This window comes from Arcobacter vandammei, from assembly GCF_016106035.1.
GTDB lineage: Bacteria > Campylobacterota > Campylobacteria > Campylobacterales > Arcobacteraceae > Aliarcobacter > Aliarcobacter vandammei.
Genome location: NZ_JADKPZ010000016.1, coordinates 1 through 14,956, shown reverse-complemented (window position 1 = coordinate 14,956; position 14,956 = coordinate 1). Strand labels below are relative to the sequence as shown.

At 28.4% G+C, this 14,956-nt stretch carries 15 protein-coding genes and 1 pseudogene; 12 read left to right on the top strand and 4 right to left on the bottom strand.

The genetic code is table 11. From position 1 onward, the window contains the following. Positions 1 to 135: 135 nt before the first annotated feature. The 4 genes from IQC44_RS09275 to IQC44_RS09260 all read left to right on the top strand — a co-directional run bounded on the left by IQC44_RS09275 (position 136) and on the right by IQC44_RS09260 (position 2,474). Positions 136 to 1,008, top strand: coding sequence for an Abi family protein (locus tag IQC44_RS09275; RefSeq protein WP_198306084.1), 873 nt, complete (start codon positions 136 to 138; stop codon positions 1,006 to 1,008). Continuing rightward, positions 1,005 to 1,358: a holo-ACP synthase gene (acpS, locus tag IQC44_RS09270; RefSeq protein WP_198306083.1), complete on the top strand. Its 354-nt coding sequence runs from the start codon at positions 1,005 to 1,007 to the stop codon at positions 1,356 to 1,358. Before IQC44_RS09275 ends, acpS begins: the two co-directional genes overlap by 4 nt. 151 nt (positions 1,359 to 1,509) lie before the next feature. Beyond that, positions 1,510 to 2,100, top strand: a complete 591-nt coding sequence (locus IQC44_RS09265) for an FmdE family protein (protein ID WP_198306082.1) — start codon at positions 1,510 to 1,512, stop codon at positions 2,098 to 2,100. 20 nt (positions 2,101 to 2,120) lie between these two features. Beyond that, positions 2,121 to 2,474, top strand: a complete 354-nt coding sequence (locus tag IQC44_RS09260) for a DsrE family protein (RefSeq protein ID WP_198306081.1) — start codon at positions 2,121 to 2,123, stop codon at positions 2,472 to 2,474. A gap of 26 nt (positions 2,475 to 2,500) precedes the next feature. On the opposite strand, the gene gltS is transcribed toward IQC44_RS09260, so the two are convergent. From gltS to IQC44_RS09245, 3 genes are read right to left on the bottom strand one after another with little or no spacing between them, the layout of a single operon-like run. Then, positions 2,501 to 3,730 (bottom strand): sodium/glutamate symporter, encoded by a 1,230-nt coding sequence (gltS, locus tag IQC44_RS09255; protein WP_198306080.1) that lies wholly within the window; start codon positions 3,728 to 3,730, stop codon positions 2,501 to 2,503. A 21-nt stretch (positions 3,731 to 3,751) separates the two neighbouring features. Continuing rightward, on the bottom strand, positions 3,752 to 4,141 hold the full coding sequence (ruvX, locus tag IQC44_RS09250; RefSeq protein ID WP_198306079.1) for a Holliday junction resolvase RuvX: 390 nt from the start codon (positions 4,139 to 4,141) through the stop codon (positions 3,752 to 3,754). Between the two features lie 8 nt (positions 4,142 to 4,149). Further along, entirely contained in the window at positions 4,150 to 5,064 is a 915-nt protein-coding gene (locus IQC44_RS09245) for a methylenetetrahydrofolate reductase (RefSeq protein WP_198306078.1), read from the bottom strand. 79 nt (positions 5,065 to 5,143) lie between these two features. Between IQC44_RS09245 and serB the strand changes: the two genes are divergently transcribed. From serB to IQC44_RS09225, 4 genes are read left to right on the top strand one after another with little or no spacing between them, the layout of a single operon-like run. Further along, positions 5,144 to 5,770 (top strand): phosphoserine phosphatase SerB, encoded by a 627-nt coding sequence (gene serB / locus IQC44_RS09240; protein ID WP_198306077.1) that lies wholly within the window; start codon positions 5,144 to 5,146, stop codon positions 5,768 to 5,770. Between the two features lie 3 nt (positions 5,771 to 5,773). Next, the gene (locus IQC44_RS09235) at positions 5,774 to 6,766 is read left to right on the top strand and encodes a transaldolase (RefSeq protein WP_198306076.1); all 993 of its coding nucleotides are present in this window, start codon (positions 5,774 to 5,776) and stop codon (positions 6,764 to 6,766) included. 58 nt (positions 6,767 to 6,824) lie between these two features. After that, positions 6,825 to 8,177 (top strand): class II 3-deoxy-7-phosphoheptulonate synthase, encoded by a 1,353-nt coding sequence (locus tag IQC44_RS09230; protein ID WP_198306075.1) that lies wholly within the window; start codon positions 6,825 to 6,827, stop codon positions 8,175 to 8,177. Between the two features lie 31 nt (positions 8,178 to 8,208). Then, positions 8,209 to 9,063, top strand: coding sequence for a nucleoside-specific channel-forming Tsx family protein (locus tag IQC44_RS09225; protein WP_198306116.1), 855 nt, complete (start codon positions 8,209 to 8,211; stop codon positions 9,061 to 9,063). Here IQC44_RS09225 and IQC44_RS09220 read toward each other — a convergent pair. Then, a complete protein-coding gene (locus IQC44_RS09220; RefSeq protein WP_198306074.1) occupies positions 9,060 to 9,515 on the bottom strand; it encodes a hypothetical protein in 456 nt (151 codons plus the stop codon). The two genes, IQC44_RS09225 and IQC44_RS09220, sit on opposite strands and share 4 nt — an antisense overlap. Before the next feature lie 200 nt (positions 9,516 to 9,715). Here IQC44_RS09220 and IQC44_RS09215 point away from each other — a divergent pair, with 200 nt between their 5' ends. From IQC44_RS09215 to IQC44_RS11570, 4 genes and pseudogenes are all read left to right on the top strand, one after another. Beyond that, positions 9,716 to 11,173, top strand: coding sequence for an MBOAT family O-acyltransferase (locus IQC44_RS09215; RefSeq protein WP_198306073.1), 1,458 nt, complete (start codon positions 9,716 to 9,718; stop codon positions 11,171 to 11,173). A 9-nt stretch (positions 11,174 to 11,182) separates the two neighbouring features. After that, positions 11,183 to 12,292, top strand: a complete 1,110-nt coding sequence (locus IQC44_RS09210; RefSeq protein ID WP_198306072.1) for a hypothetical protein — start codon at positions 11,183 to 11,185, stop codon at positions 12,290 to 12,292. 206 nt (positions 12,293 to 12,498) lie between these two features. Next, positions 12,499 to 14,004 carry a pyruvate kinase gene (gene pyk, locus IQC44_RS09205; protein WP_198306071.1) on the top strand — a complete coding sequence of 502 codons (1,506 nt, stop codon included), beginning with the start codon at positions 12,499 to 12,501 and terminating at the stop codon, positions 14,002 to 14,004. A 117-nt stretch (positions 14,005 to 14,121) separates the two neighbouring features. Next, positions 14,122 to 14,848, top strand: a pseudogene (locus IQC44_RS11570) (IS256 family transposase); the annotation flags it as partial. Positions 14,849 to 14,956 lie beyond the last annotated feature (108 nt).

Genomic DNA, 14,956 nt, shown 5'->3' with positions numbered 1-14,956 from the left:
ATAATAGGTTTAATTCAATAAAAGTGGAAAAATGATTAAAAATATGGAAAGCAAATTTTTAGGATACTTAAGTTACAATTTTTGCAATAACACTCCTCAAGCCTCTTTACAATGCTCACCCCGAGGAGTTACTTTTTGAATCCTACAAAAAAACAATCTTATTCAAAACCATTTTTATCAATAGAAGAACAGATAAAACAGTTAAAATCTCGTGGAATGAAATTTCAAAATGAAGATAATGCAAAAAATATTTTAGAAAATATAAATTACTATAGACTTGCAGGTTATTGGTTGATTTTTGAAAAAAATCATGAAAATCATATATTTTTTCCAAATACATATTTTGAAGACATTTTAAATATTTATACATTTGATAGAGAGCTTAGAATTTTACTTCTTGAGGCAATTGAAAGAGTGGAAATATCAATTAGAACAAAACTAGCACATATATTATCAAAATATTTTGGCTCACACCCTTTATTAAATCAGGATATTTTCCTATCTTCATCATATTATGATAATTTATCAAAACTAAAAAATGAAATAAATAGAAATAGAGGAGAAATTTTTATAAAACACAATTTAGAAAAATATATTGAAGATTTACCACCTATTTGGGTATGTGTTGAAGTTATGAGTTTAGGTCAAGTTTCACACTGGTTTTCTAGTATAAAAGATAGAAAGTATAAACAGTATATTGCAAAGTCTTATGATTTGGATGAAAAAATATTAAGCTCATTTTTGCACCATTTAACAACCGTTAGAAATACAGTTGCACATCATTCACGACTTTGGAATAAAAAATTTACTGTTGATTTTATTTTGCCAAAATTTCCAAAAGAGTTAAATAAAGATTTTAATCAAAATAGCAGAAAATATATTTTTAATACTTTAGTAATGTGTGAATATCTTTTAAATAAAATTGATGTAGATAACTCTTGGAAAAAAAGATTAGATAATCTAATTTTAAAATATAATATAAATAATAAAAAAATGGGGTTTAAATGATAGGAATAGATATAGTAAGCATCGATAGAGTAACAAAACTTTATGAAAAATTTGGTGATAAATTTTATGATAGATTTTTAAGTGAAGATGAAAAAGTTTTTATAAAATCTACTCAAAATGCAGCTGGATTTTGGGCAGCAAAAGAGGCTGCTAGTAAAGCAATAGGTACAGGAATAGGAGAGATTTGCTCTTTTTATGATATTAAAATAAAAAAAGATAAAAACAATGCTCCAAAAATAAAGTATAGCAAAGCTTTACGAAAAAAATTTAAAATAAAAAAATCAAGCTTAAGTATTACACACGATGGTGGTTTTGCAATAGCTGTTGTGGTAAATGTTTTAAAAAAATAGTTTGATATAAATCAATATTTAATAAAAAGTTCTATACTAAAATTAGGAACTCTATTAACTAAGAGCTGCAAGAGTGGGTTTGCCCCTGAATCTCTCCATAAAAAACTCACCTTGCAAATATTACTTACAAATTTTATTATAAAGGGTGCAAATGAAAAATATAGATTTTTTTGATAGTGTTGAAAGCATAGTTTTAAAAGATAAGCTTGGCTCTTTTTTAGGAGTTGATGAAGATTTTACTTACAGTTTTAAAGATGTTGTAAAGCTAAGTGGTCACTCTTGCCCAACGGTTGCAGGTGCATATTTGATGACTTTAAAAGCTTTAAAAGAGTTATATAAAGATGAATTACCAGTTCGAGGTGAAATAAAAGTTGAGTTAAGAGATGCAAAAAGTGCTGGAACAACTGGAGTTTTAGCAAATGTTGCTTCATTTATAACAGGTGCAAAAGAAGAAGATGGATTTAAAGGTCTTCAAGGTAAATATTTTAGAAATAATTTACTTAAATATGAAGCTTCTATAAAGGGTGAAATGAGATTTACAAGACTTGATAACTACAAAAGTGTAGAAGTAGCTTATGATTTATCAAATGTTGTTTTAAGCCCTTTTGATGGAAGTTTAATGCAAAAAGGAGTTCAAGGAACTGCTACAAATGAAGAGCTTGAAACTTTTGGAAAAGCTTGGCAACAAAGAGTTAAAGAGATTTTATTAAATCACAAAGATGTGGTTGTAAAAATAGTATAAATTTAAATTAAGGAGATTTCATGACACTGTTTATTTTAAGTACAAAACCATACGATGGAAGCGACAATATTTATGGAGCATTAAGACTTGTTAAAAAACTTGTTGAAATGAAACAAGAGGTAAAAATCTTTTGTATTAGTGATGCTGTTGATTTAGTAAGGGCAATTGCAAAAAAACCAGACTCTTATGATATAGATTTACAAGCTATGATAAAAGAAATTTTAGATTTAGGTGTTCCTATTAAGGCTTGTGGGACAAGTTTAAAAAGATCTGGTGAATATAAAAATGAGCCATATTTAAATGAAGATATAAGAGGAAGTTTGGATTTATTGGGCGAGTGGACAATAAATGCTAAACAAGTTTTAACATATTAGAAAAAAAGGCTTTTTAGCCTTTTTTCTTAAGCAAAAAACTTCAATATTACTTGAATTATAGAAGCATTTATTAAATCAACAAAGAATGCTCCACAAAGAGGAACAATTAAAAATGCTTTATGTGAAGCTCCATATACATTTGTAATTGCTTGCATATTTGCAACTGCTGTTGGAGTTGCTCCCAAACCAAAACCACAATGTCCAGCAGAAAGAACACTTGCATCGTAGTTTTTACCCATAACTCTAAATGTTACAAAATAAGCATATAAAATCATTACAATAACTTGAGTAACTAAGATAATAGTTAAAGCACCAGCTAGATTTGATAATTGCCAAAGTTTAAGAGAAAGAAGAGCCATAGCAAGATAAAGTGATAGAGAAGCATTTCCAAAAACATCAATTGCCCTATCAAAAATTTCAACTCTTAATATATTTTCTAAAACATTTCGTAAAATTACTCCTCCACCTAAAGCCCAAACAAAAGTAGGTAACTCAAAAGATGAACCTTTTGTAAAATTTGTCATAAAATCAGCAAAGGCTAAACAAGCTGCAAAAAGACCTAAAGTCGTAATTGCACTATTTGTTGTGATTAATCTTACGGCTTTTGGATACTCAAATGGTACAAATTCATCAATTACTTTTTCATCTTTAGTACCATCTTCTTCTTTTTTTGAAGTTTCATTTGCAAGTTTATATCTATTTATTAAGAACTTTGCTAAAGGTCCTCCAATTATTCCACCCATTACAAGTCCAAAAGTAGCAGCTGCCATTCCTAAAGCTGTTGCACCTTCTATTGCATATTTTGTCTCTAAAATATCTCCCCAAGCACCAGCAGTTCCATGCCCACCAGTTAATGTAATAGAACCAGCAATAAGCCCAATAAGTGGGTCAATTCCTAAAAGTGTAGCCAAAGAAATTCCTACAAAATTTTGAACAATTATAAAAAATGCAACAACGAAAAGAAAAATAAAAAGAGATATTCCTCCCTCTTTTAATTTATAGAAGTTTGCACTAAGTCCAATTGAGGCAAAAAATATAAGCATAAAACTTGTTTGAAGTTCAAAACTAGTTGTAATACTATGACCCCAAAAATTATAAACTAAAGTTGTACAAATAGCAGCAACAAGTCCACCAGCTACTGGCTCAGGGATATTGTATTTTCTTAAAAAATTAATTTTATTTACCAAAAATTTACCTATAAGTAAAACTATAACAGCTGCAATTAAGGTGTAATAACCATTTAATATAATATTCATAATAATATATCCTTTTAAAATTTATATTGAATTATTTTTTGATAGGTATCTTTCTAGGATAATTTTTGAAGCAATGGAGTCAATTCTTCCATCTCTTTTATGTTTTATTTCACCTTTGATAAGTTCCTCAGCCTCTGTTGAGCTAAGGTTTTCTTCTTGAAATTCATAAGGAATTTTAAGTTCAAGTAAATTTGTGAAGTGTTTAATCCTGTTTTGTGTATCTTCATTTGAGCTAGGAAGCCCGATAATTAGCTTTTCTATTTGCCACTCTTTTAAAAAGCTATTCACTTCAAGAGCAGCTTGATTTCTATTTTTCCTAATAATTGCATTTTGTGGAGTTACAATATTGTTTATTAGGCAAATAGAAACTCCAATTCTTTTTAATCCAACATCAATACAAGCTAATTTCAATTTAAACCCTAGTCTAAAATTTCAGCTGCAACATCAAACTTATTGTTTGAAGTCATAAGGTGTATTTTTGGATGAATTTTATTTATCTCTTTGTATAAATTCTTACTTAATTCCATTCCTACTTTATATTCTTCATCTTCACTGATATTGTGTGCTTTCTCTAGTTCATCAATCCAAAACTGAGGCACATGAATCCCTGGAACTTGAGCTGATAAAAATAGAGCAGTTCTTAGTTTTGTTATTGGGAAAAGCCCAAGAATTAGTTGTGCTTTTCTTTTTTCTCCCTCAACATCCTCTTTTGCATTTTCAAAATTTTCCAAAAGTTTTTTTACATTTTCAATATCAAAAACTGGTTGAGTAACCACTCCAACAGCCCCATTTTGAATCTTTAGATGCATTTTTTTCTCTAGTGAACCAAAGTTTTTTGCATAAGAGTTTACAACTGCAAATGGATAGATTTGTTTTGGCTCAATTTTAAAAGGACGACCTGCAAAATCCATACCATAATTGAAAGATTTAATCATCTTTAAAAGCATTAAAGAGTTTGCCTCAAAAACACCTTTTGTATTTGGTTGATCGCTCATATTTGCAGGGTCTCCTGTTAGTGCTAAAAATGCTCTTATATCAAAATCATTTGCTCCTAGCAAATCTGATTGTAAGGCAATTTTATTTCTATCTCTCATCGTCATAGTTGCAATTACTGGTTTTTTAAACTCCACTTGAAGTTTAAGTGATGCTAAAATAGAAGAGTATTTTAACTTTGCTAGAGGATTATCTGTACAAGTAAAACCATCTACTTTAGAATCTAGCTTAAATTTTTTGATTTTTTCAATAATATTATGCATAGATGGTTCATGCTGAGGTGTTGTTTCAAGTGTTAAGTATTTGTCTTCTTGAAGCTTTTGAATTAATGTTTCAAACATAAAAAAATATTCCTTTTTTAAACTATTTAGTTAAATTTAGCTAATATTATACCTTTTAATATTTAATTTTAGGATATTTATGAAATTAGCAGTATTTGATTTTGACTCAACTTTAATGGATGGTGAAACAATTGATATTTTAGCCGCAGAGTTTGGTTTGGGCGATGAAGTTAAAAAAATAACAGACGAAGCTATGAGTGGAAGACTTGATTTTTTTGAATCATTAATTCAAAGAGTAGCACTTTTAAAAGGTATGGAGTACAAAAAAGTTATTGATATTTGTGCAAATTTACCTTTAATGCCAGGCTCAAAAGAGATTGTAAGTGAATTGAAAAAAATGGATTACAAAGTTGTATGTTTTAGTGGAGGATTTAGAGTGGGAACAAGCCCAGCTAAAGAAAAACTAGGACTAGATGCTGATTTTTCAAATATCTTACACGAAAAAAATGGAGTTTTAACTGGACTTGTTGGTGGAGATATGATGTTTGGTTACTCAAAAGGTGATATGATAAGAAGACTTCAAGGGCTTTTAGGTGTTTCAAGAAGTAACACTTTGGTTTGTGGAGATGGAGCAAATGATTTGTCTATGTTTGCTGAGGCTGACACAAGAGTTGCTTTTTGTGCAAAAGAGGTACTGAAAAAAGAGGCAAATATCATAATAGATAAAAAAGATTTAACAGAAATTTTAAAACATATAAAGGCTTAGGAAATGAAAGAATTTGAAGATATAAACTACTCAATTTGGTGTGATTTTATTGAAAGAGATTTCTTGGAAAATAGATTTCAAGAGATTATAAACGACGGTACAATTAAAGGTGCTACTTCAAATCCAGCTATTTTTGAAGCATCAATTACAAGCTCTGTTGCATATAAACAACAACTTGATATTCTTCAAGCAAATGACCAAAAAAAGATTTATGAAGAGTTAGCATTAACTGATATAAAAAGAGCTGCAACACTTTTAGAACCACTTCACAAAGCAAATACAAATGATGGTTTTATCTCAATTGAAGTAGATCCAACACTTTGCGATGATGCAGCAGGAACTATTGAAGAGGGATTAAGAATTTATAAAAGTTTAAATTCTGACAATGTTATGATAAAAATTCCAGCAACTCCTGCTGGATATATTGCTATGAGAGAGCTTACAAGTAGAGGAATTCATATAAATGCTACTTTGATTTTTTCTCCAGAACAAGCAAAAAAATGTGCAATGGCACTTGATGAGGGAATAAAAGATTCAAACAAAGATACAAAAGGTGTTGTTTCAGTTTTTGTTTCAAGGTTTGATAGACTTCTTGATACAAGTTTGAGTGCTAAAATGTTACAAACTTCAAAACTTGGAATTGTAAATGCAACAAAGTGTTACCATGAAGTAAATAAACTAGAAAATTCAAATATTAGAACACTTTTTGCAAGTACAGGAGTAAAAGGAAATGAGTTAAGTCCTAGCTACTATGTAGATAATTTAATCTATCCAAACTCTGTAAATACCGCACCACTTGGAACTATTGAAGATTGGTTAAGAGATGGTAAAAAAGATCAAAGCCAAATTTTAAGCGAAGATGAGTGCAATAAATTTATAGCTTCTTTAGAGCATAATGGAATAAAAATGAGTGAAGTTTATGAACAACTTTTAAAAGATGGTTTAGATGCTTTTAAAGTGTCATTTAAAGAGCTTTTATCAAAGCTAAAACATTAATTTGAATTTAAGATTTATTGGATAAAATTTTTCCAATAATAAAATAGAAAGGTAAAATATGAAAAACTGGTCACCAAACTCTTGGAGAGATTTTCCAATCAAACAACAACCAACTTATAGTGATTTAAATATATTAAAAAATGTTGAAAATGAGTTGGCTTCATATCCTCCACTTATTTTTGCAGGAGAGGCTTTAAATCTTAAAAAACAACTTGCAAATGTTGTAAATGGTGAGTCTTTTTTACTTCAAGGTGGAGATTGTGCTGAGAGTTTCAACTCTTTTAATGCTCAAAATATTAAAGACCTTTTTAAAGTTATGATGCAAATGGCTGTTGTTCTTACTTTCTCTGGTGGCTGTCCTGTTGTAAAAGTAGGACGAGTTGCTGGACAATTTGCAAAGCCAAGAAGTGCTGATTTTGAAGAAGTTAATGGAATATCTTTGCCTTCATATAGAGGAGATATTATAAATGATATGGATTTTACAAAAGATGCAAGAGAGCCAAATGCAAAAAAACTTTTAAAAGCATACAATCAAAGTGCAGCAACTATGAACCTTTTAAGAGCATTTGCAAGAGGTGGAATGGCTGATTTAAATCAAGTTCATTTATGGAATTTAGACTTTGTAAAAGATAATACTTTAGGGGCTAAATATGAAGAGATAGCTACAAAAATTAGTGAGAGTTTAGCATTTATGAAAGCTTGTGGAATTACAAGTGAAAACACTCCACAACTAAATCAAACAACACTATTTACTTCACATGAAGCACTTTTATTGAACTATGAACAAGCTCTTACAAGAAGAGATTCAATTACAGGAGATTGGTTTAACTGTTCTGCTCATATGCTTTGGATTGGGGATAGAACAAGAGATTTAGATGGAGCTCACTTAGAGTATTTTAGAGGAATTAAAAACCCAATTGGTTGTAAAGTTGGACCATCTATGAAAGAAGATGAATTAATCAAATTAATAGATGCTTTAAACCCAGAAAATGAAGCTGGAAGATTAAACTTAATTGTGCGAATGGGAAATGAAAAAATAGCTGAATATTTTCCAAAACTTTTAGCACGAGTTGAAAAAGAGGGTAAAAAAGTATTATGGTCAAGTGATCCAATGCATGGAAATACTATAAAAGCTGAAAATGGATACAAAACTAGAGATTTTGAAGCGATTTTAGGAGAGGTTAAGCAGTTTTTCCAAATACATAAAGCACAAGGCTCTTATGCTGGTGGAATACATCTTGAGATGACTGGACAAAATGTTACAGAGTGTACAGGAAGTAAATCTGCTGCTATTACTCAAAGTGATTTGGCTAGTCGTTACCACACACAATGTGATCCAAGATTAAATGCTGACCAAGCTCTTGAGTTATCATTTATGATAGCAAATACTCTAAAAGAGGCTAGAAAATAAAAAAGGAGAACTCCTTTTTTATTTGAATACAATGAAAAAATATATATCTAAATCAATCTTTTTAAACATCTTATTTCTACTAATTTTTTTTAATATTTCTCTATTTGCACAAAAAAGAGATGAAGTTCAAAACAGTAAATGGGCAAATATTATTTTAATGAAAGGTATCAATCAAAGAGGCGGACCTTTTAAGTTTGATGATACTTATGTTGAGTTTGAATTTGGTGGAAGATATGAGTGGTTGGATTTATATGGTTATGTAGATTTCATAGATGTTCTAAATAGTAAAAGTAGTGATAAACATGGTGGAAATAATTTCTTTGTTGATATTGAACCACGAATCTCTCTTGATTATTTATTTGATAAAGATTTCTCATACAAAGCTTTAAAAGAGCTATATTTAGCTTTTGATTACTATTATGCAGATGAGCCAACAGGAAAAGGACTAAATGTTCTTTGGCTAGGACTTGGAAGTGATATAGAACTTCCTTTTTTAGGAAAAAGTGGAGTGAATTTTTATACTAGATATATTGATGAAAATTATGGAGCTAGTAATGAAAATAGTTTTGATGGATATGTTGCTCATATAAACTGGTTTAAGCCACTGCATTTTTTTGGAGAAAATAGATTTGTATCTTTTCAAGGTTATATTGATTATGAGTTTGGAAGTAAGTTAAAAGCTGATAACTTTGAAAAAGAGTTTAGAACATCTGACTCTTTGCAAGGATATTTTGGACTTTATTATCATGAGAAGGATTGGCTTTTAGGTTATGGATTAAAAGCTTATAAAAATATGACTCAATGGAAAGATAATAAAGATTTATTTGGTAGAAAAACTGATACTAGCGGATTTGGTCACTATTTTAGTATAGCTTATAAATTTTAGGATATTAAAAACTCTTTGAAATAGTGATTTATCGCACTTTTTAACTCTAACTCTTTTATTTTACTTTTTTTGACCTGCTTTATTCTTGATATGAAAATATATCTTTCTACTAAATTTAGATTTTGTATTTTTTGATAAATTCCTAAAATAAATTCACTATTTTCTTTTAACTCTTTTGATGTTTTTTCTATATAAATTGTATGAAGTTTTTCAATATCTTCAATAAAATCTTCTAAATTTAATTTTAAAATAAACTTTATCTCTTCTTCAAAAAAATTGCTATTTATCCCTTTTGAATATTTTTCTAAAATTATTGTGAGTTCTCTAAGTTCGTCATTTTTGCTATCAGAATTTAGAAGTAAATTATATAAATTAGGTTTTGTTGTTTTCCAATTATACAGAGTTGTTCTTGTTATCTCATATCTTTCCAAAATATCTTTTATTCTTAACATTCAATTATTTCCTAAATAAGTTTGAATGTATTTTAAATGTTTCATTATTAGACAAAAAATTTAATTTGTTAAGAATAAAATCCATTTATTAAACAATAATATACTACAATCCAAATTTTAGAAATTAATCCAATTATTGAACAATATATAAAGTACTTTATTTTTAGATTGTTTAATTATTAAACATTTTAGGGGAACAAATGCTTTTCAATTCTTATGAATTTATCTTCATATTTTTACCAATTACCTTTATAATCTATTTTTATTTGATGAATCAAAGATTAGTTTTACCTGCAAAGATATTTCTTGTAATTGCTAGTTTGTTTTTCTATGGATACTGGAACTATATTTATGTACCTTTGATTTTGCTATCAATTTTTGTAAATTATGGTGTTGGTATCTCTTTAGTAAATAGTGATAAAATCAAAAAGCTATCAAGTAAATCAATCCTTGCTTTTGGAGTAGTTTTTAATCTAGGACTTTTGGGATATTTTAAATATACAGATTTTTTCTTAGAGAACTTTAATGGAATATTTGGAACAAATATTCCATTACCTCATATTATTCTTCCTATTGGTATTAGCTTCTTTACATTTACTCAAATAGCATTTTTAGTAGATGCTTATAGAAAAGAAGCTAAAGAGTATAATATATTTAACTATATGCTATTTGTTACATACTTCCCACATTTACTTGCTGGTCCAATTTTACATCATAAAGAGATGATGCCACAGTTTGCTAGTAAGTTTAACTATGTAAAAAATTATAGAAATATAGCACTAGGATTGTTTATCTTCTCTATTGGACTATTTAAAAAAGTAGTTATTGCAGATACCTTTGCAGTGTGGGCAAATGCTGGATTTGATAGTGCAACAACTTTAAACCTAATAGAAGCATGGGCAACAAGTTTAAGCTATACATTTCAACTATACTTTGATTTCTCAGGTTATACAGATATGGCAATAGGTATATCTCTATTGTTTAATATAAAACTACCTATTAACTTTAACTCTCCATATAAAGCTTTATCTATTCAAGACTTTTGGAGAAGATGGCATATTACACTTTCAAGGTTTTTAAGAGATTATTTGTATATTCCTCTTGGAGGTAACCGAAAAGGAAACACTAGAACATATATAAATCTAATAACTACATTTCTTTTAGGTGGACTTTGGCATGGAGCTGGATGGACATTTGTAATTTGGGGAGCATTACACGGTATTGCCTTAGCAATTCATAGAGCTTGGCTATCTTTAGGATTTAGAATGAATAAAATCCTTGCTTGGTTTATAACATTTAACTTTGTAAATATAGCATGGGTATTTTTTAGAGCTAAAGATTTTGAGAGTGCTATTAAGGTTTTAAAGGGGATGTTTGGGATGAGTGGATTTCAACTTCACCCAATATTTGCAAGTAAATTAGCATTTTTAGAAAAATATGGTGTTGTGTTTGCTCCATTTGACACAATACAATTACCGCTAAGTGAAACACCATTATTCATTTTAGCATTTATTTTAGTTTTAGCTTTTAAAAACTCAATGGAAAAAATGAATAGTTTTAAAGCAGATTATAAAATAGCATTTATCACAACTTTTTGTTTAATTTTTGGAATTTTATCTATGAATAAAGTATCTGAATTTCTTTATTTCAATTTTTAAGGGTGTATTATGAGTAATAAAAGATTTTTAAAAATTGTTTTTGGTTTATCTATTTTAGGTGCTTTATTTGTTGGTGGAGTTAATTATGTTGTTGATCCTTATGGATTAAATAACCTTATTAATATAAATAATTTTAATTCAAAAAAATATACTAATACATCAATTACTGCAAGATACAAACTTGATATATTAAGCAAGGGTAATATTGAAGCAATAATGCTTGGAACATCAAGAATTGGAGTAATGAACCCAATAGTAGTAGATAAATATTTAAACACAAAAACTTTTAGTCTTGAATATCCTTCTTCTCTTACAGAAATTCAAAATAAGCTATTTATGTATGCAAATAGCTTTAATGATTTAAAATATCTTATTTATGGTATAGATTTTATGTCATTTAATAAAAATAGAAATATATATAGACACTTTAATGAATTTAATGAATTCAACAATAAAATAATAAATAATGAGAAAATTTCAAATTTAGATTTATATTTTAGTTTCGATACATTTTTCAAAAGTATAAAAATAGTAATTAAAAATCTATTAAATCTTCAAAAAGAAGAAGTTCGTTATTTAAATAATGGAATGAGAGATTATCAAAATTATATTGAAGAAGAGAATAAAGGAATATTTAATTTTGAAAAAGAAAAAGACAATTCAATAAAATCATATTTTAGCCTAGAAGGACAATATAAGAATTATGAATTTTCATATGAATATTTAAATTATTTCAAGGAAATAATTGAGTTTTGTAAACATAATAATATAAAACTCTTTGTATACATTCCACCAATGTATAGTGAACATTTTGATGCTATAAATGCTGGTGGATATTTTGATGAATTTGAATTATTTAAAAAGGAACTAGTGAAGATTACAAATTATATTGATTTTACTGGACACAATTCAATAAGTACAAATAAAAATAACTATTGGGATAGTTCACATCTAAGGGTTGAAACAACAGAAATTGTAATGGCAAAAATATTTAATGATAAATCAATTGAAGTTCCAGAAGATTTTGGAGTTTTAGTTACAAAAGAAAATATTGATGAACACTTAGAGAATTTAAGAAAACAGATAAAAAAGTATGATTTAGAAAAACTTCGGAACTAAGGATTTTGCCTTAGTTTACATTCATTTCTTACAGATATTAAAATCTCAGTTCAAAAATATATCTAAAAATAAGTTCTCAATTCTATACTACAAAATAATTTGTAAATAAAAGAAAATTTATATTATATTTTTTAAATTAAACCTTGTAACCAAATAGAAACTATTATAGGCTATAATTTGCCATTGAAAAAAATAGGAGATATTTTATGGATAAAAAAACAAAAATTTTAGCAACACTAGGACCTGCTAGTAATAGTTTAGAGATGATTGAAAAGTTAATTGATGCAGGTGCAAATATGTTTAGGCTTAACTTCTCTCACGGAAGCCACGAGTATCATCAAGAGACTTTGGACAATATAAGACAAGCTATGGAAAATAAGAAAAAACTTGTAGGAATTCTACAAGATATTTCAGGACCAAAAATAAGAGTTGGAGAGTTAAAAGAACCTTTTGTTCTTGAAAGTGGAGATATTGTAACTTTTGAAAAAGAGGAGATTATTGGGTACAAAAAAGCTCCTAAAGAGTATGTAGTATCAATAAATTATCCAGATATTTTGGAAAAAATCAAAGTTGATGAATATATCTATTTATATGATGGAATAATAAGAGCAAGAGTAATAGAGACAAAACCAAATGTAAAAGCCCAAATTGAGAATAATGGAACACTATCAAGTAGAAAAGGGGTGAACTTCCCAAATACAGTTATTGATATTGAAGTTATTACAAAAAAAGATGAGGCTGATATTGCTTGGGGAGTTAAAAATAGAGTAGATTATTTTGCTATATCATTTGTTCAAAGTGCAAAAGATATGAGAAGAGCAAGAAGCCTTTTAGGAGATTATAAAGGTAAATTAATAGCAAAAATTGAGAAATTTGATGCTGTTTCAAATATTGATGAGATAATTGAAACAAGTGATGGAATAATGGTTGCAAGGGGAGATTTGGGAATTGAAGTTCCATATTATGATGTTCCAACTATTCAAAAAATGCTAATAAAAAAATCAAATGCAAAAGGAATTCCAGTAATTACAGCAACTCAAATGCTTTTATCAATGACACAAAATGAAAGAGCAACAAGAGCTGAAATTTCAGATGTTGCAAATGCTGTTTTAGATGGAACTGATATTGTAATGTTAAGTGAAGAGAGTGCAGTTGGTGAAAATCCTACAAATGTTGTTGAAACAATGCACAATATCATAAGCCAAACAGAAAAAATATATAATCACGATAAAAGATATAACTTCACATACTTAGATGAGTTTGATGTAATTCAAGCAACAGTTACAAAACTAGCAGATGATTTAAATGCAGATGGTATTTTATCACTTACGAGTAGTGGAAATTCTGCTAGAAAAATGTCAAGATATAGACCAAAAACACCTTTATACACTTTTGCACACAATAAAGAGACACTTACAAGCTTAACTGCTCTTTGGGGAGTTGAACCAGTAACTACTGTAAAAGAGGCTCAAGCTTCTAAAATGATTCAAAAGATGTTGAGAAGTTTGGAAAAAAGGGAGTTATTAAATAAAAATGGATTGTATATTTGTACAGTTGGTTATCCTGTTGGAATTCCTGGAAGTACAAATACTATCAAAATTTTAACTCCTAGTGAAATAGAGTTCTATCTAAACTTTAAAGAGAATAGAGAAAAAACAAAACAAGAGAAGAAACAAAAAATTACAACTACAGTAGAAGATTTGGGACTATAAAATAAACGGAATTTCGGTAGTATAAAAATAACTGTGTAAATCCTTAAATTTAAACAAGTATGGGAGTGTTAGAAATTTCGTGTCAATCTGATAAAATACAATTTTTAAGGATTGATTATGGAACAAGAAAAAGAGATAAATTTTGATTTTAATGAAATATTAAATCAATTTAGAAATGGAAAAAGACTTACAGGTAAAGATGTACTTTTAGCTCCACTTATAAAACAACTAACAGAAGCTGCACTTGAAGCAGAAGTTGAATCACATATTGCAAATGATGTTTTAGCTGGTAAAACAAATAGAAGAAATGGTTTTAATTCTAAAACTATAAAAGGTACTTCAGATGGTAGTTTTGAACTAGATACTCCAAGAGATAGAAATGGAACATTTTATCTCCCTTTGGTCGCTACAGCAAGCTAAGGAACCAGTAATAGTAAAAAAACATCAAACTACAATCTCTGATGAAATAGAAGAAAAAATACTTTCTATGTATGGACTTGGAATGAGTTATATAGATATTTCTTCTCATATTGAAGAGATATATCAAGTATCTATCTCAACTGCAACAATAAGTGCTATTACAGATAAGATTATTGAAAAAGTAAAAGCTTGGCAGAATCGTCCTCTTGAAACCTTATATCCATTTGTTTGGCTTGATGCTATTCATTATAAAATCAAAGATGGTGGAAAATATGTAAGTAAAGCAGTTTACACTGTTCTTGGAGTTAACATGGAAGGTAAAAAAGAGATATTAGGTTTGTACCTTAGTGAAAGTGAAGGTGCAAACTTCTGGCTTAGTGTACTTACAGATTTAAACAATCGTGGAGTACAAGATATATTGTTACTTCACCGATAAATAATCTTAATTATAGTATAATGTTTTATGGAAAAAATAGATGCTAGAAAATTAACACCAAGAGAATTATCAGAGAAACGAAAGATAGTTATTAAA